The following is an 18,566-nucleotide window of genomic DNA, read 5'->3' on the forward strand; positions in this document are numbered from 1 at the left end:
CAAAAAGCATAACACTTTTACTTATAATAAAAGAGGTTACCCTAAAAATATGACTTTCAGGACAACCTCTTTTCTGGAAATTATAATGTTGTAATACTCATGATTCTTTCACTCTACTTCACCACAACAAGATGCGGTTCTCTTTTCTCTCTTTCTGATTCCACTTCACTTCGTTGTTTCTCTTGCTGTTTCACATGGCTACTTATATTACATAATATGCCCATTGCAATTAAATTCGCCGTTAAAGAACTACCACCGTAACTGACAAATGGTAAAGGTACACCAGTAAGCGGGATTACGCCCGACATACCACCAACATTAACAAACGTTTGAACACCAATTAAACTAGCAAGTCCAATTGCAATTAAACTACCAAAAGGATCTTTACATTTTTGTGCAATTCGAAATGCGCGAATGATAATAAGTAACAAACTAATTAAAACAATCGCTACCCCGATAAAACCAAGTTCCTCAGATATGATTGCCATAATAAAGTCTGTTTGTGGTTCTGGTAAATACCCATATTTTTGTATACTATTACTTAGCCCCTTACCATGTAGACCTCCTGAAGCAATGGCAACATAGGAATTTATGAGCTGAAATCCATCCCCTTGTGGATCTGCAAATGGATCAAGAAACACAGCAAAACGAGCTTTTTGGTATTCGCTAAGCATGTGATTCCCTATAAAATACAGAGCAGGAATCCAAACGATGGAGGTTAATGCAAGTCGTTTTATCCATATGTTAATGCGAACGCCTGAGCAAAGGAACATACTTCCTACCATGCCCGCAATTAATATATCAGTTCCTAAATCATTTTGCTTTAAAATAATAAACATGATCAAACCAACAACAAACAGTGTAAGTGCGGAACCTTGAAAAACCGGCGTATCCGTCTCTTGTTTCTTTGCAAAAAAACGAGCTAATAAAATAATAACGAATATTTTCACGAATTCTGCCGGCTGTATTCCTAATATCCAGCCTCTTGCACCGTTTACCTCTTTACCAAAAACGTAAGCCGCTGCTAATAATCCTATACTTCCTAAACCCATTAATACGACAATAATTCTTTTTCTCCAAAGTCTATACGGAATAATCGAAATAAAAACGAAGACGATTCCTCCAATAGCTAAAATGAATAATTGTTTATTAAAAAAGAAGTTCGCTGGTTTATTCTTCATAATCGCAACGATGGAGCTAGCACTGTATACCATTATAACTCCCAATACACATAAAATAATAAGAGGAAGTAATAATGAATAGTCCATTCTTTTCCATATTTTTTTCATTTCATTTCCTCTTTCTATTTTCATTTTAATTATTGTTGTATTCCATATGTGTATATTGTCTTCCTGCTTTATAGACAAATAAAAAGCTCAAACTGATTCAGTTTGAGCCCCTTTATTTGAACCCGTCATCATTTTTTATTTGTAAATGCTTCATGAAGTGCTGATAATTCCCGTTCAAGCTCTCCTAACATCTCTTTTCCTTGTTCTTCAGAAATAAGATCAAGACGAACCGCAAAGTCAACCTCACGGGATAAACCAAACATTTGTGTATCTAGCACTTCTTCATATAATGGACACTGCGGCATCGTAAGGTGGTCCATTTGTACCTTAATAAGTCTTAAAATCTTCTCCGCATCCGCTTGTAGAAGGGCAAGTGCCTTTTCCTGATGATTTGTTACTGTCTCAGACGCCAAATTGATTCCCTCCGTTTCCGTCCTACTCTCCTATCCTATCTATTAATATTAGCGATAGTTTTGACAAATTGCAATAGAAACATTTTTTGTGACATCCTTGTCTAATCCTATTATACTGAAAAGTGGGAGTATAATACAAATGGGGGAACAACAATGAGCGAAATTTTGTTTATTAGTGGAAAAGTTCGTTTTCCACTTACGATTGATCCAAGCGTTTGGATCTTTGATGATCGAAAAGTAGACTTAACAACTTACTTTCATGAACCACAACAAGAAACATCTGAATTAGAAACATATTTAAAGCATACTTCTGAACATTGGGATCGAGAGATTCGTGATGGAGCAGCTTTCCCACCAATTCAAAAAAGCGTCAAAAAATTTAAAAAGGAAAAACTTATTACAGGAACTTTCGGAATGCCATTTCAACCTTTTCTTAAAAACGCGGAAGTTATGAACGGTGTGACGAAGATAAAAATAGAAACACTTCATGATGAAATTACATTGCCGCTAGAACAAGCAAAAGATGCCATTCTTGCTTTTTCAAAAGATGGGAAACCACTGAGAGAAGACGGGCCTGTTCATCTTTATTTTGGAGATGGCTCGAATCAAAATAATCCCATTCGAAATATCCGGAAATTCATAATTATATGAGTAATACTCTGTATTCCATCACAAGTGATTCTTTCCTGTTTTGACAAAAAGGAGTAGGGATAATCCCCTACTCCTTTTTACAATAAATCCGCTGCTAATTGAGCTAAATTAGACCGCTCACCTTTCACAAACTTCACATGACCGCTAATTTTTTGTTCCTTCAGTTTCTCAACCACATATGTTAAACCATTATTATATTCATCTAAATAAGGATGGTCAATTTGCTGCGGGTCTCCCATTAATACGATCTTACTCTTTTCTCCTACCCTTGTTAAAATCGTCTTCACTTCATGCTTTGTTAAGTTTTGCGCTTCATCGATAATAATAAATTGATCTGGAATACTTCTTCCTCTTATATACGTCAGTGCCTCTACTTCAATTGAGCCCATACCGGCTAATATAGCATCTAATTCTCCTGGCTTTTTTGTATTGAATAAATATTCAAGATTATCAAAAATCGGTTGCATCCACGGTCTCAACTTTTCCTCTTTTTCACCTGGCAAATAACCGATATCTTTCCCCACAGGAACAATAGGCCTTGCTACAAGGAGCTTTTTATACAATCCTAAATCTTCTGTTTGCATAAGCCCAGCAGCTAAAGCAAGCAATGTTTTCCCTGTCCCCGCTTTTCCTGTTAAAGTAACTAACGGAATATCTTCTCGCAACAACAATTCTAACCCCATAATTTGTTGTACATTGCGCGGACGTATTCCCCAAACTTGTTCATTATGAAACACTAACTTTTTCACTTTTTTCCCTGAACTATCTACAATGCCAAGTGCAGAGCTTGATCCACCAAGCGCATCTTTCATCACAATAAACTGATTGGGATAAAACGGATGATTCGCAATTTCCGATAAAGGAAGTTCTCCTTTTTCATAAAAATAATCCAATTGTACTTTTGATATGTAACCTTCTAAAAAACCTGAATATATATTCTCCACTTCAATAACTCGATCGCTTAAATAATCTTCAGCTTGCAGCCCTAAGGCATCCGCCTTTACTCTGACAAGGACATCCTTACTGACTAAAATAACCGGCTTTCCATTCTCTTTTTCTTGCTCTTCTAATGATAAATTTTTTGCCACTGCTAAAATGCGATTATCATTTGTTTTTTCTACAAAAATATCTTGCAGTTGAACAAATGAACGATGATTTAACTCAATCCGAAATGTCCCTCCATTTTCAAGAGGAATACTGTCATATAATTTTCCAAGCTCACGAAATTTATCAATTAACTTAGATACATAGCGAGCATTTCGTCCAACTTCATCCATATAGCGTTTTTTCGAATCAACCTCTTCTAATACAACTGCTGGAATCACTACTTCATTTGTTTCAAAAGAAAAAATAGATAACGGATCTTGTAAAAGTACATTCGTATCTAACACGTAGATTTTATCCAACCTGTTACCCCCTGACTCCACTTTTAAGTTTGTAGAACAAGGGTTTCATCCATAATATGGACGAACCATTGTTATAATTATATGTACCGTATAAACGAGGTAGAATCGAAATTCATATAAATTTAATTTTTCTTCCTCTTCAATTTAGAAAACAAATCAAAATTTATAACCTATAAGAAGACAAAAGTTACCTATTCACTCGCTGAAGTACATATAATCACCTTTATAATTCTTTCATACCCGTCAGCACTTGATTATCTAATTTTTTAGCCGCTCGTAAATCATATGTCTTCTCAAAAGTTGGTTCAGTAGCAAGTCTTGCCCCATAAAACATCACATCACGAACCTCTTGTATCGCTACCTCTATCACTGTTAATTTCAATGGAATTCCTTCCATCTTTTCAGTTATAAACTTTGCTTCGCCGCTTATGGAAAATACGGATTCATTCGCCATGATTGTTAATACAATTCCTGTATTGTGACGCAAATTTTCCACAATACGCGAGCGCTGATCAACAGCAAAACGAATACTTTCTTCACTCATTGCATATACCCATGAAATAGCACTTACATTAGGAATCTTTTTTTCAAAATCAACTGTAGCAACTGTAACAATATTCTCTCTACGTAAAATTCGCATTAAAGATTCTGATAATTTAAGCTCTACTACATTCGCCATATTTCCACCTCCAAGTTTTTCTTATCTTTATGATAACTTATTTTTAGAATTGCGAAAATATTATTTTTTTCCTCTATATCTCAAAAACATTGAACTTACATGATATACTTATATCGATAGAACTTGTATTGAGGTGACGAAATGAGAGTCAAATGCATGATTTGCGATAAGAAAGATAAGCTAGATGATGAAAATCCTTTGGCTAAAAAGCTTCGTAACCGCCCAATTCATACATATCTGTGTCCAGAATGTACAGAACGTATTGCAGAACGTACAATGAAACGTCACGCAACCGGAAAGTTTCATTTATACCAAGATAAAACAGTAGAAGATGAGTGGTAATATAAATAAGTCCTTAATCATTCAGATAAGGGCTTATTTATATTTCTCTGGTTCCCAATTTATCCCGCTACTTTAGGGCAGTAACAGTCCGATTGGTGAAAATTCATGATCAGCGGGGGGATGAAGAGCCCCCCACTAGTTAAAGTTTCACTTTATCTGGTCTATAAAACAATCGATTGATTCTAACAGAAACCTCGCATACCCCATTTCTTGCTCTTTTTCATACGTAACTATATACATTTCTTCTCTTTTTTCTACTTTTACATTCTTTAATTGATAATCTTCGTATACTATGTTGTGAAATAGCTCATAGGTTTCTTGCGCAGCTATATCATCTGGTCGTGCTTCAACAACTGTTTTGATTGTTAACCAGTTGTATAATGCATCTTGTATAGAATGCATGAGATCCCCCTCCTCTTGCTTAACTTGCTTTTTGTTGTTTTGCTTGTCGCAGGCGCAGCTTATAAATTCCTAATACAAGTGCCGCTACAACAAGTCCTTCTCCAACTGGTAAGAAAACAGCAAAAAATGTGAGAACGGTGCATCCAATCGCTAACGAAGCATAAATAACAATATTTTTTAATACCGATAACTTCCTCGCAAACCCTAAATGATAAACAATGGCACTTAAAACGATAATAGTACCGTAAAGCATCCACATTCCCACTTTAGGATTCGTATCTACTTGATATAGATTTGCAAAAAAAGACATTTTCTCAAGCATCCTCTTTTCTCCCCCTACTAACAACAAAAATCGCGTTCTTCTGTTTTTTATTATATGTTCTACTACCTACTATAAGAGTACCTTGCAACAAAAATACTGTCCACCTAAAAGAGTAAATTTTCAAAAAATAAAACCTTTAAAAAAAGAGCCGTCTTTTGAAAAGACAGCTCCTTCTCTTAAGCTTCTACAGATTTTTTTCTCTTCGCAGCTTTTTCACGTTCATTTTTATCTAGAATTTTTTTGCGCAAACGAATAGATTCTGGCGTTACTTCACAATACTCATCATCATTTAAATACTCTAATGATTCTTCTAATGTCATAATGCGTGGTTTTTTCATTGTTGAAGTTTGGTCTTTTGTTGCAGAACGAATATTAGTTTGTTGCTTCATTTTTACAATGTTAACCGTTAAATCATTTTCACGTGTATGCTCTCCAACAATCATACCTGTATATACTTCTGTACCAGGTTCAACGAAGATGACACCGCGATCTTCAACTTGCATAATACCATATTGTGATGCTTTCCCTGTTTCAAGTGAAACGAGAACACCTTGACGACGTCCACCAACTTGTCCAGCATGTACTGGTTGATAGCTATCAAATGTGTGGTTCAAAATACCATAACCACGTGTTAACGTTAAGAATTCTGTTGTATAACCAATTAATCCACGTGCTGGCACCATAAATGTTAGACGAACTTGACCATTTCCGTTATTCACCATATCTAACATTTCGCCTTTGCGAGCTCCCATAGATTCCATAATGGAACCAGTATATTCTTCTGGTACATCGATTTGCACGCGCTCTACAGGCTCACATCTCACACCATCGATTTCTTTAATAATTACTTCTGGTTTTGATACTTGTAATTCATAGCCTTCACGACGCATATTTTCAATTAAGATTGACAAATGTAATTCCCCACGGCCAGATACAATCCATGCATCAGGAGAGTCTGTATTCTCTACACGTAAACTTACATCTGTTTCTAATTGCGAGCGAAGACGCTCTTCGATTTTACGAGATGTAATATATTTCCCTTCACGACCTGCAAATGGGCTATTATTTACAAGGAACGTCATTTGTAATGTCGGCTCATCAATGCGCAATAAAGGTAGAGCTTCTTGATGGTCAATCGGACATACTGTTTCCCCAACGTTAATGTCTTCCATACCAGAAACAGCTACTAAATCGCCGGCTTTTGCTTCTTCAATTTCTTGACGTTTTAATCCCATGTAACCAAAGATTTTTGTTACGCGGAATTGCTTCACACTTCCGTCCACTTTCATTAAAGCAACTTGCTGTCCTACTTTCATTGTACCGCGGAATACACGCCCAACTCCGATACGGCCTACATAATCATTATAGTCAAGAAGAGCTACTTGGAATTGCAATGGCTCATCGCTATTATCGATTGGTGCCGGAATATGATTGATAATTGTTTCAAATAATGACTTCATATTCTCTTCTTGATTTGCTGGATTTGGATCCAAGCTTGCTGTTCCGTTCATCGCTGAAGCGAATACAACCGGAAACTCTAATTGATCTTCATTTGCACCTAGCTCAATGAATAAATCTAATACTTCATCAACAACTTCTTCCGGACGAGCAAAGTCGCGATCAATTTTGTTTACAACAACGATTGGCGTTAAGTTTTGTTCAAGTGCTTTCTTTAATACAAATCGTGTTTGTGGCATACAACCTTCATATGCATCAACAACAAGTAAAACACCATCAACCATTCGCATGATTCGTTCTACTTCACCACCGAAATCGGCGTGTCCAGGTGTATCTAAAATGTTAATTCGTTTATCTCCATAGTGAATCGCTGTATTTTTCGCTAAAATCGTAATACCGCGTTCTCTCTCTAAATCATTCGAATCCATTGCACGTTCTTCTACATGCTCATTTGCACGGAACGTTCCCGCTTGACGTAATAACTGGTCAACAAGTGTTGTTTTACCATGGTCAACGTGGGCAATAATTGCTATATTACGTAAATCTTGTCGTTTTTTCAACATGTCCAACTCCTAGTGTCTTTTTAATCCTTCTCTATTATAAGAGCGAAGAGGATATAATGGCAATCAAAATAAAATCAAGAATGAAAATATAGTTGTATTCTTACTTTTGTGAAAGTAAAATAAAATTGGAGGGTGAAGATATGGAACACATTCAGTACCGCTTTTTATTAACAGCCATTATCGGTGTTATTTTCTTGATCGGCATCGGAATTATGATTGCTGAAAATAGCCCCATCGGTATTATTATTTGCATTATTGGTACATTTGTTACAGTTGGATACGGCTTTATAACAAAACGAAAAATGCGCAAATCACAATAACATGAAAAAGTAAGAAGCTTACTATAGCCTCTTACTTTTTTTGCTATTGTGATACAAATGGTAACAATTCATCATATACGCCTGGTTTCGCCACTAGTACACTACTTTTTTCTACAATAGAAATTGGTGTCCCAGTAAATGTTGTCACTTTGCCACCAACTTCTTCAACAATAATTTTCCCACCACCAAAATCCCAAGGAGATAACCGCGGCGTTATATAAGCATCCAACCTTCCAGTTGCCACATATACCATCTCTAATGCAGCACAACCATACGAACGTGTTCCTCTTGCCTTTTTAACAAGCTGCATCATTTTTTCCATATGAAGCAACGGGTTATCAGTAAGCCATGTCGCATTTAAAGCAACTATGCTACTTTCTAACGCTCCTTCTTGTAACAGCGGAATAGATACACCATTACAAAACGCCCCTTCCCCTTTTACAGCATGATATAACTCATCATGTACGGGATCATAGATAAGACCGATTATTCCGATACCGTTCTTATAAATACCAATCGAAATAGCAAAATTTCGTTTTTGATGAACAAAATTCATCGTACCATCAATTGGATCAATTAACCAAACAATCCCATTAGAAGAAGTGACTTCATCCCCATACCCTTCTTCCCCTAAAATATAATGTTCTGGGAATGTTTCTTTAATTTTCCCAATGAAAAATTGTTCTATTTCCCGATCCATATTCGTTACTAGATCGGCCGCATTTGACTTTGTTTCAATGATAAGGGCTTGTTTTAGCGATGCCCTTAAGCTCTCTCCTGCTTCTCGAACCCACTGTTTTGCATGTGTATCAATTTCTTTCCATACCTCTTGCATATTTTAAACACTCCGATCTATACTGTTCACAGAAAAAACGAACCCTTTATAAGGTTCGCACCAACTTAATTTTTATACATATACTATTATTACGCTTCTAAACGAATCATTTCAAGCCTTAAGGCTTCCAATTTTTGGACGCATTCTTCTTTTTTCCGATTGTCATTTTCCATCATCGCATCGTATAACGTTGCTAATTCATAATCTAACTCTAACCTTAATACCGGAATTCTTTTTTCAGCATCTGTTCTCTTTAATGCATTAATCACCTGTCTCATAGTATTTGCCTCCTCCCAATATTCGTCTGCCCTCGGACTAGAATTAACTTAATTTTCTGATTTTTTGTTTTATACTATACTATGTTGGATAAAGTATCTATGCAACAAATTTATATTTTTTTACCGATTTTTTTGTGCTGTTCTTTTTATGAATCGTACAAGCTATGCTAAAATAAAAACAAACTAGGAGTTGGAGGAACGATTATGACATTACAAACTTTTCAATCAGCTGACTTTGCTGTCTTTTCAGTTGACGGTCTTGAAAGACGCATGAATGCAATCAAAACACATATCCAGCCAAAATTAGAAACATTAGGGGAACGATTTTCCCATTACTTATCTGACCAAACTGGCGAACCTTTTTTCTATCATGTTGCCAAACATGCACGTCGCAAAGTCAATCCACCAAACGATACTTGGGTTGCTTTTTCAACAAATAAACGCGGCTATAAAATGTTGCCACACTTTCAAATTGGCTTATGGGGCACCCATGCTTTCATATACTTTGGTTTAATCTATGAGTGTCCACAAAAAGAGGTAGCGGCTCATGCCTTATTAGAACATTTAAATGATTTAAAAACAAATATACCAAATGACTTCGTTTGGTCCATTGACCATACTAAACCAGATGTTCTACCACATAACACATTAGAGGCAAAAGATTTACAAAAAATAATTGAGCGATTAGCTACTGTTAAAAAGGCCGAGTTATTAGTTGGAATTCATATAGCACCAGAGGAATTTTCGTCTATGACAAATGAACAATTTCAAACTAAGATTGAATCGACAATCCACTCACTCCTTCCTTTATATAACATTTGCAATCGATAGTAGAAAACGGACAATTACTATTGTCCGTTTTTAGTTGTTATCATATTATAGCACTCTAAAATTAATTTTTCAAAATTTTTTTACATTTTAACAATCTTATGTTCTTCTGTATCTTTCCCTTTTTGTATTGTACGATAGATTGAATAACCGCTTACTTCCTGAAATTCTTTATCAATTTTCTTTTCTTCGGCTTTGGATGGAACAATTTGTTTGAACTTGCGATATAAATCCATCAATTCTTCTTTAACAATTCCTTTTTCATTTGCTCTTTCTATCGCCTCATAAAATTTCACAACAGTAATCATCTCTTCATTCGACCAATCATAATCAAGTGGATATTGATATTCCATATTTACACCTCATCTATCTTTATTGTTCTGTTATTATGCTACCGTAAAGACTACAATTTCATCCTTGATATAGCTTCTTTGTATTATACACTATTTTGCTAGTCTAAGTTGTCATTATCCCCATAGACTATTTCAGTGTATATTATATTTTGTATCCATGCAGTTAAAAATAATATTTTTCTATACATCTATAATTATTGGTGATATAATGCTTTTGTTTTATAGAAAATAAAGTGATACTTCCATTTTTTACGAGTGGTAAGTCAAACAAATCTAGTTCTTGAAGACGATGATATAACAAACATCTTCTAAGTAGAACAGAGTCACATAAAACAAAATAAATAGAAGAAGGGGTGTATAGATTGTCCCAATACAAAACACCATTGTTTACCGCTTTAGTAGAGCACAGTAAGCGAAATCCAATTCAATTTCATATTCCTGGTCATAAGAAAGGCCAAGGAATGGATCCTGTATTTCGTGAATTTATTGGGCATAATGCATTAGCAATTGACTTAATTAACATTGCACCGCTTGATGATTTACATCATCCAAAAGGTATGATTAAAGAAGCACAAGATTTAGCAGCAGCAGCGTTCGGTGCAGATCATACGTTTTTTTCCGTTCAAGGTACAAGCGGAGCAATTATGACAATGGTGATGAGCGTATGTGGTCCCGGAGATAAAATTCTTGTACCACGAAACGTTCATAAATCTGTAATGTCAGCCATTATTTTCTCAGGTGCAAAACCAATTTTCATTCATCCTGAAATTGATGCGAAACTTGGTATTTCACATGGTATTACCATACATTCTGTAAAAAAAGCACTCGATGAACATCCCGATGCGAAAGGATTGCTTGTAATTAATCCAACATACTTTGGATTTGCCGCAGATTTGCAACAAATTGTTGAATTAGCCCATTCCTACGAAATACCTGTACTAGTTGATGAAGCTCATGGTGTCCATATCCATTTCCATGATGAATTACCGATGTCAGCGATGCAAGCTGGCGCAGATATGGCTGCAACAAGTGTGCATAAACTAGGTGGCTCTTTAACACAAAGTTCCATTTTAAATGTAAAAGAGGGCCTCGTAAATGTAAAGCATGTCCAATCCATTATTAGCATGCTTACTACAACATCGACTTCTTATATTTTATTAGCTTCCCTCGATGTTGCAAGAAAACGATTGGCAACAGAAGGAAGAGAGCTAATAACAAAAACAATAGAGCTAGCTGAACGTGTTCGTAGTGCTGTCAATCATATTGAACATCTTTATTGTCCTGGAAAAGAAATGTTAGGCACCGACGCAACATTTCGTTACGATCCAACAAAGCTTATCATATCTGTGAAAGACTTAGGAATTACAGGTCATGAAGCCGAATTATGGTTAAGAAAACACTATAATATTGAAGTCGAGCTTTCAGACCTATATAACATTCTATGTCTGATTACACTAGGAGACACAGAAGACGAGACAAATGTACTCATTGCAGCTCTACAAGAACTAGCTACAACATTTAAACATCGTGCAGATAAAGGCGTTCAAGTACAAGTAGAAATTCCAGAAATTCCTGTACTAGCTCTTTCTCCACGAGATGCTTTTTATTCAGAAACAGAAGTTATTCCGTTTGAAAATGCTGCTGGCCGCATTATAGCAGATTTTGTAATGGTTTATCCCCCAGGGATTCCAATCTTTACTCCAGGAGAAATTATTACACAAGAAAACTTAGATTATATCCAGAAAAATTTAGAAGCTGGATTACCTGTTCAAGGTCCAGAAGATATGACACTCCAAACATTGCGTGTCATTAAGGAGTTTAAGCCTATCAGTTGATAGGCTTTTTTTTCACCATTTCCTCTTTTATTCATACGCTATTACAGAATGTAGCGTATAGGTGGGATACCATTATGATTGTGATTGGGCGTTCTATTGTACATCCTTATATCATGAATGAAAATGAACCGTTTGCTGCCGAAAAACAACAAATTTTATCGATAATGACCGGAAATCAAGAAGTATACTCCTTCCGAACAGCCGCTGAACTCAGCTTTGATTTAAACGTAAGGATGCATATTATTACCTCTGCATTAGAACTTTTTCAAAGTGGATTTCAGTTCCGTACATTCGTGACATCTTTTTGTAATGAAGAATATTGGCAACGAACAGCACTAGGAGGATTTCAATTACGTCCCGGTGTATCATCTTCCATTGCAATACGAGATATTTTTAAAAATGGTAAAATGTACGGAACTGAATGTGCAACAGCAATGATTATTATATTTTATAAAGCATTGTTAGAACTATATGATGAAGAAATGTTCAACCATTTATTTGCAAATCTTCTATTATATACATGGGATTATGATCGTGATTTAAAATTAATAACAAAGACAGCTGGAGATATTGTTCCAGGTGATTTAGTCTACTTTAAAAATCCTCAAGTGAATCCTGCTTCTATCGAATGGCAAGGAGAAAATGCAATTTATTTAGGTAACTCTTTTTATTACGGTCATGGAGTTGGTGTAAAAACAAAAGAACAAATCATTTATCTGTTAAATGATAGAAGAATCCCCTCTGCTTTTATTTCAGCCTATTTAACCGATTTTATTACGCGTATAGATAGCCGCATCATGAGCCAATATGCTTCTCATACTCCACCACAAACCTCACTGGGATTTATCCCTATTAGAGACGATGCAATTGTAGCAACTATCGGACATACAACTACTATCTATTAAAAAAGCATCTGCATTCGCAGACGCTTTTTTTCTACTATTAAGCTTTTACATGTTTCTCATGGCCACATTCACAATGAGATCCACATTTTCCGTAAAGTACTGTTGTTTTTTCTTCTTCAAAGTATGCGATTGTACTTTCACAATCTTGACATACAATTGTTCCCATTTTTCTTTTCCCCCTAATTGAATGGTCCTAAAAACTTTTCTAGCTGCAAAATTTATATACTACTGGGCCTTTGTATGTTCCTTGTGACCACATCCGCAAGATCCACATTTTCCGTAAAGTATTGTTACCTTTTCATCTTCGAAGTGTGCGATTGTACTTTCACAATCTTGACATACGATTGTTCCCATTTTTCTTTTCCCCCTAAGTTTGTAATCCCAAAAACTTTTGTAACCGCTTAACTTTCTGACTCTATTTTAATATGTTATACTTTTTAAGTCAATAGGTTTTTAGTATAACACATTTAAAATTTTTATTTTACATTAGTATGAAACAATAATACGAAAAACAACCATATTTCATACGACTGTTTCTGTTTTTCATTCTTCATGCTCAGCATGTACAGAGGAAGTTTGCGGAACAAGAAATTTAAAAAATTGGGCTAAATCATTTGCTTCTTCTTCTGATACTAATTTAAATATTTCTTGTAAATGTTGGGTATTTTCTACATCATCTGGTCCAAGAAGTGTTGCTCTCCCCGTCTGCATACAAACGACAAGTGGTTTTCCAAAAAACATATTTGTATAAATAACTCCAAAATCATAGCGATTTTCATGCGTCATAAACCCTAAAAAGCGTATATGGACATTCTCATGTTCATCATACAATTTCTCGAACATCTCATTACTCCTTTCAAAAGACCGTCTCCTTCCCGTATATATTAAACGAAAAAAAGAAATAACCTTTTAATTGTCAAAAAATTCAAAGCGATGTTACAATACAATTGTAACTGACATTAGGAGGGATCTTTTATGCAGCATGCCTTTATAAAACTTGTGTCTAAATCTAAAAAACAGTCTGTCTCATTAGATGACATCAAAGAATTTTTCCAATATTATAAAACAATCACTTCACAAACTGGCACACAAATTCATTACGCATATGCAGACTTTGCCTTTCCTTATGAAATAGTAGATACTTCAGATTCGACGCTAGAACTAAAATCGAATCATGAGCGATATAACTGTATTTATGTAGGAGTTGACTCCGAAAATGACCAAACTTTTATTCAAATTTCTTTGCCTTCTACAGCAACATTCGGAGACAAAGGAAAAGCAAATGAATTTTGCCGTTTTTTAGCAAAAAAATTAGAGGGTGAACTACAACTATTTAATGGAAGAACAATGTATTTTTATAAGCGGTAAGATTTAAAAGAGGTAAGAGATGATTAAAAACACGATGCCATTTATACAAGTGAGAATGAATGCTTGTTTTCTTATAGGAAGCACAACATATGTAATTACATATGCAAGATAGAGAAACATAAAGAAGAGCATTATTTTATAATGAACCTTATCACCACTTGACAAGGATAACACAATAGAAAAACCACTCCATAAAAGAAAATGATAAAATATAACATGTATATATTTCATGGACCGTCTCCTTTGACATGCTCTATTTTATTATAATATATGGGATTGAAAGCAAATCAATTCCATAATAGAAACAAGTTTATTTTCTTAAAACCCCACTCCCTTATAGGGCAACTGCTTTCATTTCACATCTACAAGTTTGTCTCTATACAATTCTCCAATCAAGTGCAACTTTAATGAATAGGAAGGTCTTTCATCCCCCGCTGATTATGAGTCCTCACCAAGCAGGCTACTACTCCCCTAAAATAGCGGGATAAAGACCTTATAAGAAAAAAACGCCTCTTACAGAATAAGAGACGTTTTTTTCTTACTTACTATATTATTTTACAATGTGAATTGGCATTCCAAGAGCAACTTCTGCTGCTTCCATTGTAATTTCACCTAATGTTGGGTGAGCATGGATTGTTTGTGCAATATCTTCTGCTGTCATACCCGCTTCGATAGCAAGTCCTAACTCAGAGATAATATCAGAAGCACCTGCACCTGCAACTTGTGCACCTACAAGAAGACCATCTTCTTTACGTGTTACAAGTTGTAAGAAACCGTCTGTGCTGTTTAATGATAATGCACGACCGTTTGCAGCGAATGGGAATTTAGATACAGCTACGCTCATTCCAGCTTCTTCTGCTTGTTTCTTCGTATAACCAACAGATGCTAATTCTGGATCAGTGAAGCATACTGCTGGAATTCCAATGTAATCGATTGCTGCTGCATGACCACTAATAGCTTCAGCTGCTACTTTACCTTCGTAAGAAGCTTTGTGCGCTAATGGTGGTCCAGGAACGATATCACCGATTGCATAGATGTTTGGTACATTTGTACGGCATTGCTCATCGATTTCGATTAGACCGCGATCAGTCATTTTAATTCCAAGTTGCTCAAGACCGATTTCTTGAGTATTTGGACGACGACCTACAGTTACTAATACGTAATCTGCTTCTACAGTTTGTACTTCGCCTTTTACTTCGAAGCTAACTTTTACGCCGTTTTCAGTTTCTTCAACGCCTTTAGCCATAGCTTTCGTATGGATTGTAACGTTTCCTTTTTTCTGAAGAGCACGTTTTACAACTGAGCTCATTGCTTTTTCGAAACCAGCTAAGATTTCGTCACCAGCTTCTACTACAGTAACTTCTGTACCGAAGTTAGCATAAGCAGTACCTAATTCCATACCGATGTAACCGCCGCCGATTACAACAAGTTTTTTAGGAATTTCAGGCAAACTTAAAGCACCTGTAGAGTTGATAACGCGTTTAGAATATTTGAATCCTGGAATTTCAATTGGTGTAGAACCAGTTGCAAGGATTGCATTTTTGAATGTATAAGTTTGTGCTGCATCTTCAGTCATTACACGTAATGTATTTGCATCTACGAAGTAAGCTTCACCGCGAATGATTTCAACTTTGTTTCCTTTAAGAAGGCCTTCTACACCGCCAGTTAATTTCTTAACTACGCCATTTTTCCATTCTTGAACTTTTGTGAAGTCCACTGTTACATTTTCAGCGATAATACCCATGTCATCAGAATGTTTTGCATGCTCAAAACGATGACCTGCATTAATTAACGCTTTAGAAGGAATACATCCAACGTTTAAGCATACGCCTCCAAGGTTAGCTTTTTCAATAACTGCTACCTTTTGACCTAATTGTGCTGCACGAATTGCTGCAACATATCCACCAGGACCTGCACCAACAACGACTGTATCTAATTCAATTGGGAAATCTCCTACTACCATTGTTATTACGCCTCCATTACTAATAATTGTGGGTCGTTTAATAGACGTTTAATTTGGTTTAATGCTTTTTGAGCAGTTGCACCGTCAATTAAACGATGGTCAAAGCTTAGAGATAATGCTAATACTGGAGCTGCAACGATCTCACCATTTTTCACAACTGGTTTTTCAGCGATGCGACCAATACCAAGGATTGCTACTTCTGGGTGATTGATAACTGGAGTGAACCATTGTCCACCAGCAGAACCAATGTTTGTGATTGTGCAAGAAGCACCTTTCATTTCAGCAGGAGCTAAGCGACCTTCACGCGCTTTTGTAGCAAGCTCATTAATCTCACTAGAGATAGCAAAGATAGACTTGCGATCAGCATCTTTAACAACTGGTACTAAAAGACCTTTATCAGTATCAGCTGCGATACCAATATTGAAGTAATGTTTATGAACAATTTCTTGAGTTGCATCATCTAAAGAAGTGTTCAACATTGGGAATTCACGTAATGCAGATGTTAAAGCTTTTACAACATATGGAAGGTAAGTTAATTTAATACCTTTGTCAGCTGCAACAGCTTTGAATTTCTTACGATGAGCAACAAGCTCTGTTACATCTACTTCGTCCATTAATGTTACGTGAGGAGCTGTATGTTTAGAGTTAACCATTGCTTTCGCAATCGCTTTACGGATACCGCTCATTTTCTCGCGAGTTTCTGGGTATTCACCAGCTGGGATTGGTTGTGCTTTTGGCGCTTCTTCTTGAGCCGCTGGAGTAGCTGCTGGAGCTTCTGCTGCAGCTTCAGTAGTCGCTGCTTGTCCACCATTTACAAATGCATCAATGTCAGCTTTTACAACGCGACCGTTTTTACCAGATCCTGCCACTTTATGGATGTCTACACCTTTTTCACGAGCATATTTACGAACAGATGGCATAGCGATTACGCGCTCATTTGTTGTTTCTGCTACTGGAGTAGCTGCTGCTGGAGCTTCTTCTTTTGCTTCCTCAGCTTTTGGAGCATCGTCATGCTCGTCACCTTTAAATTTAAGGTTTTCGTAACCAGGAGCATCAAATTTAACAAGAACATCTCCTACTACTGCAACTGTTCCTTCTTCTACAAGTACTTCAAGTACTTTACCTTTTACAGGAGAAGGGATTTCTACTACTGCTTTATCATTTTGTACTTCAAGAAGTACGTCGTCTTCGTTTACTTCATCGCCTGGTTTAATAAACCATTTTACGATTTCACCTTCGTGGATACCTTCACCGATATCTGGTAGTTTAAATTCAAATGCCACGGAATTCATCCCCCTGATTCATTTCATTATTATGGAATATGTACAAAAGAAATCAACATGTGCTGACTTCTTTTGCACATGAATAACTAAAATTAGAAGTTCATTACTTTTTTAGCAGCTTCAACAATATCTTTATGGTTTGGTAACCATACGCTCTCAGCTTGAGAGAATGGGAATACTGTATCAGCAGCTGCAACACGTAGAACTGGAGCTTCTAAGCTTAAGATTGCGCGGTCATTAATTTCCGCTACAACGTTTGCTGCAATACCAGCTTGTTTTTGAGCTTCTTGGACAACGATTGCACGGCCTGTTTTCTCAACAGATGCAATGATTGTTTCGATGTCTAATGGCTGAACTGTACGTAAGTCAACAACCTCTAAAGAGATACCTTCTTTTTCAAGCTCTTCAGCAGCTTTTAACGCAGCATGTACCATAGCACCGTACGCAAAAACAGATACATCTTTACCTTCGCGTTTTACCTCAGCTTTTCCTAATTCAATTGTGTATTCGCCTTCTGGTACTTCTTGGCGGAATGAACGATATAATTTCATATGCTCTAGGTAAATAACTGGATCGTTGTCACGAATCGCAGAAATTAAAAGACCTTTTGCATCGTATGGAGTAGATGGGATAACAACTTTTAAACCTGGTTGTTGTGCCACTAAACCTTCTAAGCTATCAGCGTGTAATTCTGGAGTATGAACGCCACCACCGAATGGAGAACGAACTGTGATTGGAGCATTCCAACGTCCACCAGAACGATAACGCATACGAGCCATTTGACCAGAGATTGAATCCATTACTTCGTAAACGAAACCGAAGAATTGAATTTCTGGAACTGGACGGAAGCCTTGAAGTGCTAAACCAATTGCAAGTCCACCAATACCAGATTCTGCAAGTGGAGTATCCATTACACGGTCTTCGCCAAATTCAGCTTGCAAGCCTTCAGTAGCACGGAATACACCGCCGTTTACACCAACGTCTTCACCAAAAACAAGTACGTTAGGATCATTTTTCATTTCAACGCGTAAAGCATCAGTGATTGCTTGAATCATTGTCATTTGAGCCATGGC

Annotated in this window: 24 protein-coding genes; 7 read left to right on the forward strand and 17 right to left on the reverse strand. The window is 36.3% G+C overall.

What is annotated here, in order from left to right:
* Window positions 1-113: 113 nt before the first annotated feature.
* Window positions 114-1,289, reverse strand: a complete 1,176-nt coding sequence (locus tag MR056_RS00735; RefSeq protein WP_048721884.1) for an FtsW/RodA/SpoVE family cell cycle protein — start codon at window positions 1,287-1,289, stop codon at window positions 114-116.
* Between the two features lie 128 nt (window positions 1,290-1,417).
* Complete coding sequence (locus MR056_RS00740; protein WP_012095099.1) at window positions 1,418-1,702, reverse strand: Fpa/YlaN family protein; 285 nt, start codon at window positions 1,700-1,702, stop codon at window positions 1,418-1,420.
* 153 nt (window positions 1,703-1,855) lie between these two features.
* On the opposite strand from MR056_RS00740, the gene MR056_RS00745 reads away from it, so the two are divergent.
* The gene (locus tag MR056_RS00745; RefSeq protein ID WP_048721878.1) at window positions 1,856-2,353 is read left to right on the forward strand and encodes a molybdopterin-binding protein; all 498 of its coding nucleotides are present in this window, start codon (window positions 1,856-1,858) and stop codon (window positions 2,351-2,353) included.
* A gap of 77 nt (window positions 2,354-2,430) precedes the next feature.
* On the opposite strand, the gene MR056_RS00750 is transcribed toward MR056_RS00745, so the two are convergent.
* The gene (locus tag MR056_RS00750) at window positions 2,431-3,759 is read right to left on the reverse strand and encodes a PhoH family protein (protein ID WP_012095101.1); all 1,329 of its coding nucleotides are present in this window, start codon (window positions 3,757-3,759) and stop codon (window positions 2,431-2,433) included.
* Window positions 3,760-3,982: 223 nt separating this feature from the next.
* Window positions 3,983-4,438: a pyridoxamine 5'-phosphate oxidase family protein gene (locus tag MR056_RS00755; protein ID WP_048721875.1), complete on the reverse strand. Its 456-nt coding sequence runs from the start codon at window positions 4,436-4,438 to the stop codon at window positions 3,983-3,985.
* A gap of 141 nt (window positions 4,439-4,579) precedes the next feature.
* Between MR056_RS00755 and MR056_RS00760 the strand changes: the two genes are divergently transcribed.
* Window positions 4,580-4,780, forward strand: coding sequence for a YlaI family protein (locus MR056_RS00760; protein WP_012095103.1), 201 nt, complete (start codon window positions 4,580-4,582; stop codon window positions 4,778-4,780).
* A gap of 147 nt (window positions 4,781-4,927) precedes the next feature.
* Here MR056_RS00760 and MR056_RS00765 read toward each other — a convergent pair whose 3' ends face one another.
* From MR056_RS00765 to typA, 3 genes are all read right to left on the reverse strand, one after another.
* A complete protein-coding gene (locus tag MR056_RS00765) occupies window positions 4,928-5,182 on the reverse strand; it encodes a hypothetical protein (protein WP_048721872.1) in 255 nt (84 codons plus the stop codon).
* A 19-nt stretch (window positions 5,183-5,201) separates the two neighbouring features.
* Complete coding sequence (locus MR056_RS00770) at window positions 5,202-5,504, reverse strand: YlaH-like family protein (RefSeq protein WP_012095105.1); 303 nt, start codon at window positions 5,502-5,504, stop codon at window positions 5,202-5,204.
* Between the two features lie 176 nt (window positions 5,505-5,680).
* A complete protein-coding gene (gene typA / locus MR056_RS00775; protein ID WP_012095107.1) occupies window positions 5,681-7,525 on the reverse strand; it encodes a translational GTPase TypA in 1,845 nt (614 codons plus the stop codon).
* Window positions 7,526-7,665: 140 nt separating this feature from the next.
* Between typA and MR056_RS00780 the strand changes: the two genes are divergently transcribed.
* Window positions 7,666-7,845, forward strand: coding sequence for a DUF5325 family protein (locus MR056_RS00780; RefSeq protein WP_000400124.1), 180 nt, complete (start codon window positions 7,666-7,668; stop codon window positions 7,843-7,845).
* 43 nt (window positions 7,846-7,888) lie between these two features.
* On the opposite strand, the gene MR056_RS00785 is transcribed toward MR056_RS00780, so the two are convergent.
* Window positions 7,889-8,680: an inositol monophosphatase family protein gene (locus MR056_RS00785; RefSeq protein WP_012095110.1), complete on the reverse strand. Its 792-nt coding sequence runs from the start codon at window positions 8,678-8,680 to the stop codon at window positions 7,889-7,891.
* 89 nt (window positions 8,681-8,769) lie between these two features.
* Window positions 8,770-8,958 carry a hypothetical protein gene (locus MR056_RS00790; RefSeq protein ID WP_012095114.1) on the reverse strand — a complete coding sequence of 63 codons (189 nt, stop codon included), beginning with the start codon at window positions 8,956-8,958 and terminating at the stop codon, window positions 8,770-8,772.
* 204 nt (window positions 8,959-9,162) lie between these two features.
* On the opposite strand from MR056_RS00790, the gene MR056_RS00795 reads away from it, so the two are divergent.
* A complete protein-coding gene (locus MR056_RS00795; protein ID WP_012095115.1) occupies window positions 9,163-9,789 on the forward strand; it encodes a YktB family protein in 627 nt (208 codons plus the stop codon).
* An 80-nt stretch (window positions 9,790-9,869) separates the two neighbouring features.
* Here the strand turns inward: MR056_RS00795 and MR056_RS00800 are convergent, their stop codons facing one another.
* Complete coding sequence (locus MR056_RS00800) at window positions 9,870-10,139, reverse strand: UPF0223 family protein (protein ID WP_012095116.1); 270 nt, start codon at window positions 10,137-10,139, stop codon at window positions 9,870-9,872.
* Between the two features lie 362 nt (window positions 10,140-10,501).
* Between MR056_RS00800 and MR056_RS00805 the strand changes: the two genes are divergently transcribed.
* Together MR056_RS00805 and MR056_RS00810 are read left to right on the forward strand one after the other, a co-directional pair.
* On the forward strand, window positions 10,502-11,974 hold the full coding sequence (locus tag MR056_RS00805; RefSeq protein ID WP_048721867.1) for an aminotransferase class I/II-fold pyridoxal phosphate-dependent enzyme: 1,473 nt from the start codon (window positions 10,502-10,504) through the stop codon (window positions 11,972-11,974).
* A gap of 74 nt (window positions 11,975-12,048) precedes the next feature.
* Window positions 12,049-12,879, forward strand: a complete 831-nt coding sequence (locus MR056_RS00810; protein ID WP_048721864.1) for a protein-glutamine gamma-glutamyltransferase — start codon at window positions 12,049-12,051, stop codon at window positions 12,877-12,879.
* 37 nt (window positions 12,880-12,916) lie between these two features.
* Here the strand turns inward: MR056_RS00810 and MR056_RS00815 are convergent, their stop codons facing one another.
* The 3 genes from MR056_RS00815 to MR056_RS00825 form a co-directional block, all read right to left on the reverse strand.
* On the reverse strand, window positions 12,917-13,045 hold the full coding sequence (locus MR056_RS00815) for a GapA-binding peptide SR1P (protein ID WP_012095123.1): 129 nt from the start codon (window positions 13,043-13,045) through the stop codon (window positions 12,917-12,919).
* Between the two features lie 59 nt (window positions 13,046-13,104).
* Window positions 13,105-13,233: a GapA-binding peptide SR1P gene (locus tag MR056_RS00820; protein ID WP_012095124.1), complete on the reverse strand. Its 129-nt coding sequence runs from the start codon at window positions 13,231-13,233 to the stop codon at window positions 13,105-13,107.
* Between the two features lie 189 nt (window positions 13,234-13,422).
* Window positions 13,423-13,722 (reverse strand): DUF3055 domain-containing protein, encoded by a 300-nt coding sequence (locus MR056_RS00825; protein WP_012095125.1) that lies wholly within the window; start codon window positions 13,720-13,722, stop codon window positions 13,423-13,425.
* Between the two features lie 132 nt (window positions 13,723-13,854).
* On the opposite strand from MR056_RS00825, the gene MR056_RS00830 reads away from it, so the two are divergent.
* Complete coding sequence (locus tag MR056_RS00830) at window positions 13,855-14,247, forward strand: DUF1885 family protein (RefSeq protein WP_048721857.1); 393 nt, start codon at window positions 13,855-13,857, stop codon at window positions 14,245-14,247.
* Window positions 14,248-14,250: 3 nt separating this feature from the next.
* Here MR056_RS00830 and MR056_RS00835 read toward each other — a convergent pair whose 3' ends face one another.
* The 4 genes from MR056_RS00835 to pdhB all read right to left on the reverse strand — a co-directional run bounded on the left by MR056_RS00835 (window position 14,251) and on the right by pdhB (window position 18,563).
* Window positions 14,251-14,478, reverse strand: a complete 228-nt coding sequence (locus MR056_RS00835) for a hypothetical protein (protein ID WP_012095127.1) — start codon at window positions 14,476-14,478, stop codon at window positions 14,251-14,253.
* A 319-nt stretch (window positions 14,479-14,797) separates the two neighbouring features.
* The gene (lpdA, locus tag MR056_RS00840; RefSeq protein ID WP_012095128.1) at window positions 14,798-16,210 is read right to left on the reverse strand and encodes a dihydrolipoyl dehydrogenase; all 1,413 of its coding nucleotides are present in this window, start codon (window positions 16,208-16,210) and stop codon (window positions 14,798-14,800) included.
* A 5-nt stretch (window positions 16,211-16,215) separates the two neighbouring features.
* Complete coding sequence (locus MR056_RS00845) at window positions 16,216-17,493, reverse strand: dihydrolipoamide acetyltransferase family protein (RefSeq protein ID WP_048721852.1); 1,278 nt, start codon at window positions 17,491-17,493, stop codon at window positions 16,216-16,218.
* Window positions 17,494-17,585: 92 nt separating this feature from the next.
* Window positions 17,586-18,563, reverse strand: a complete 978-nt coding sequence (gene pdhB, locus MR056_RS00850) for a pyruvate dehydrogenase complex E1 component subunit beta (protein ID WP_012095130.1) — start codon at window positions 18,561-18,563, stop codon at window positions 17,586-17,588.
* Window positions 18,564-18,566 lie beyond the last annotated feature (3 nt).

Source organism: Bacillus cereus group sp. BfR-BA-01360 (assembly GCF_022663595.1).
Lineage (GTDB): Bacteria > Bacillota > Bacilli > Bacillales > Bacillaceae_G > Bacillus_A > Bacillus_A cytotoxicus.

Excerpts from the sequence above, each read along its gene's own strand:
- MR056_RS00785 (WP_012095110.1), bottom strand. The coding sequence starts at position 8,680 with ATGCAAGAGGTATGGAAAGAAATTGATACACATGCAAAACAGTGGGTT.
- MR056_RS00780 (WP_000400124.1), top strand. The coding sequence starts at position 7,666 with ATGGAACACATTCAGTACCGCTTTTTATTAACAGCCATTATCGGTGTT.
- MR056_RS00795 (WP_012095115.1), top strand. The coding sequence starts at position 9,163 with ATGACATTACAAACTTTTCAATCAGCTGACTTTGCTGTCTTTTCAGTT.
- MR056_RS00770 (WP_012095105.1), bottom strand. The coding sequence starts at position 5,504 with ATGCTTGAGAAAATGTCTTTTTTTGCAAATCTATATCAAGTAGATACG.
- MR056_RS00835 (WP_012095127.1), bottom strand. The coding sequence starts at position 14,478 with ATGAAATATATACATGTTATATTTTATCATTTTCTTTTATGGAGTGGT.
- MR056_RS00810 (WP_048721864.1), top strand. The coding sequence starts at position 12,049 with ATGATTGTGATTGGGCGTTCTATTGTACATCCTTATATCATGAATGAA.
- MR056_RS00820 (WP_012095124.1), bottom strand. The coding sequence starts at position 13,233 with ATGGGAACAATCGTATGTCAAGATTGTGAAAGTACAATCGCACACTTC.
- MR056_RS00735 (WP_048721884.1), bottom strand. The coding sequence starts at position 1,289 with ATGAAAAAAATATGGAAAAGAATGGACTATTCATTATTACTTCCTCTT.
- MR056_RS00760 (WP_012095103.1), top strand. The coding sequence starts at position 4,580 with ATGAGAGTCAAATGCATGATTTGCGATAAGAAAGATAAGCTAGATGAT.
- MR056_RS00825 (WP_012095125.1), bottom strand. The coding sequence starts at position 13,722 with ATGTTCGAGAAATTGTATGATGAACATGAGAATGTCCATATACGCTTT.
- MR056_RS00765 (WP_048721872.1), bottom strand. The coding sequence starts at position 5,182 with ATGCATTCTATACAAGATGCATTATACAACTGGTTAACAATCAAAACA.
- MR056_RS00830 (WP_048721857.1), top strand. The coding sequence starts at position 13,855 with ATGCAGCATGCCTTTATAAAACTTGTGTCTAAATCTAAAAAACAGTCT.
- lpdA (WP_012095128.1), bottom strand. The coding sequence starts at position 16,210 with ATGGTAGTAGGAGATTTCCCAATTGAATTAGATACAGTCGTTGTTGGT.
- MR056_RS00790 (WP_012095114.1), bottom strand. The coding sequence starts at position 8,958 with ATGAGACAGGTGATTAATGCATTAAAGAGAACAGATGCTGAAAAAAGA.
- MR056_RS00815 (WP_012095123.1), bottom strand. The coding sequence starts at position 13,045 with ATGGGAACAATTGTATGTCAAGATTGTGAAAGTACAATCGCATACTTT.
- pdhB (WP_012095130.1), bottom strand. The coding sequence starts at position 18,563 with ATGGCTCAAATGACAATGATTCAAGCAATCACTGATGCTTTACGCGTT.
- typA (WP_012095107.1), bottom strand. The coding sequence starts at position 7,525 with ATGTTGAAAAAACGACAAGATTTACGTAATATAGCAATTATTGCCCAC.
- MR056_RS00800 (WP_012095116.1), bottom strand. The coding sequence starts at position 10,139 with ATGGAATATCAATATCCACTTGATTATGATTGGTCGAATGAAGAGATG.
- MR056_RS00755 (WP_048721875.1), bottom strand. The coding sequence starts at position 4,438 with ATGGCGAATGTAGTAGAGCTTAAATTATCAGAATCTTTAATGCGAATT.
- MR056_RS00745 (WP_048721878.1), top strand. The coding sequence starts at position 1,856 with ATGAGCGAAATTTTGTTTATTAGTGGAAAAGTTCGTTTTCCACTTACG.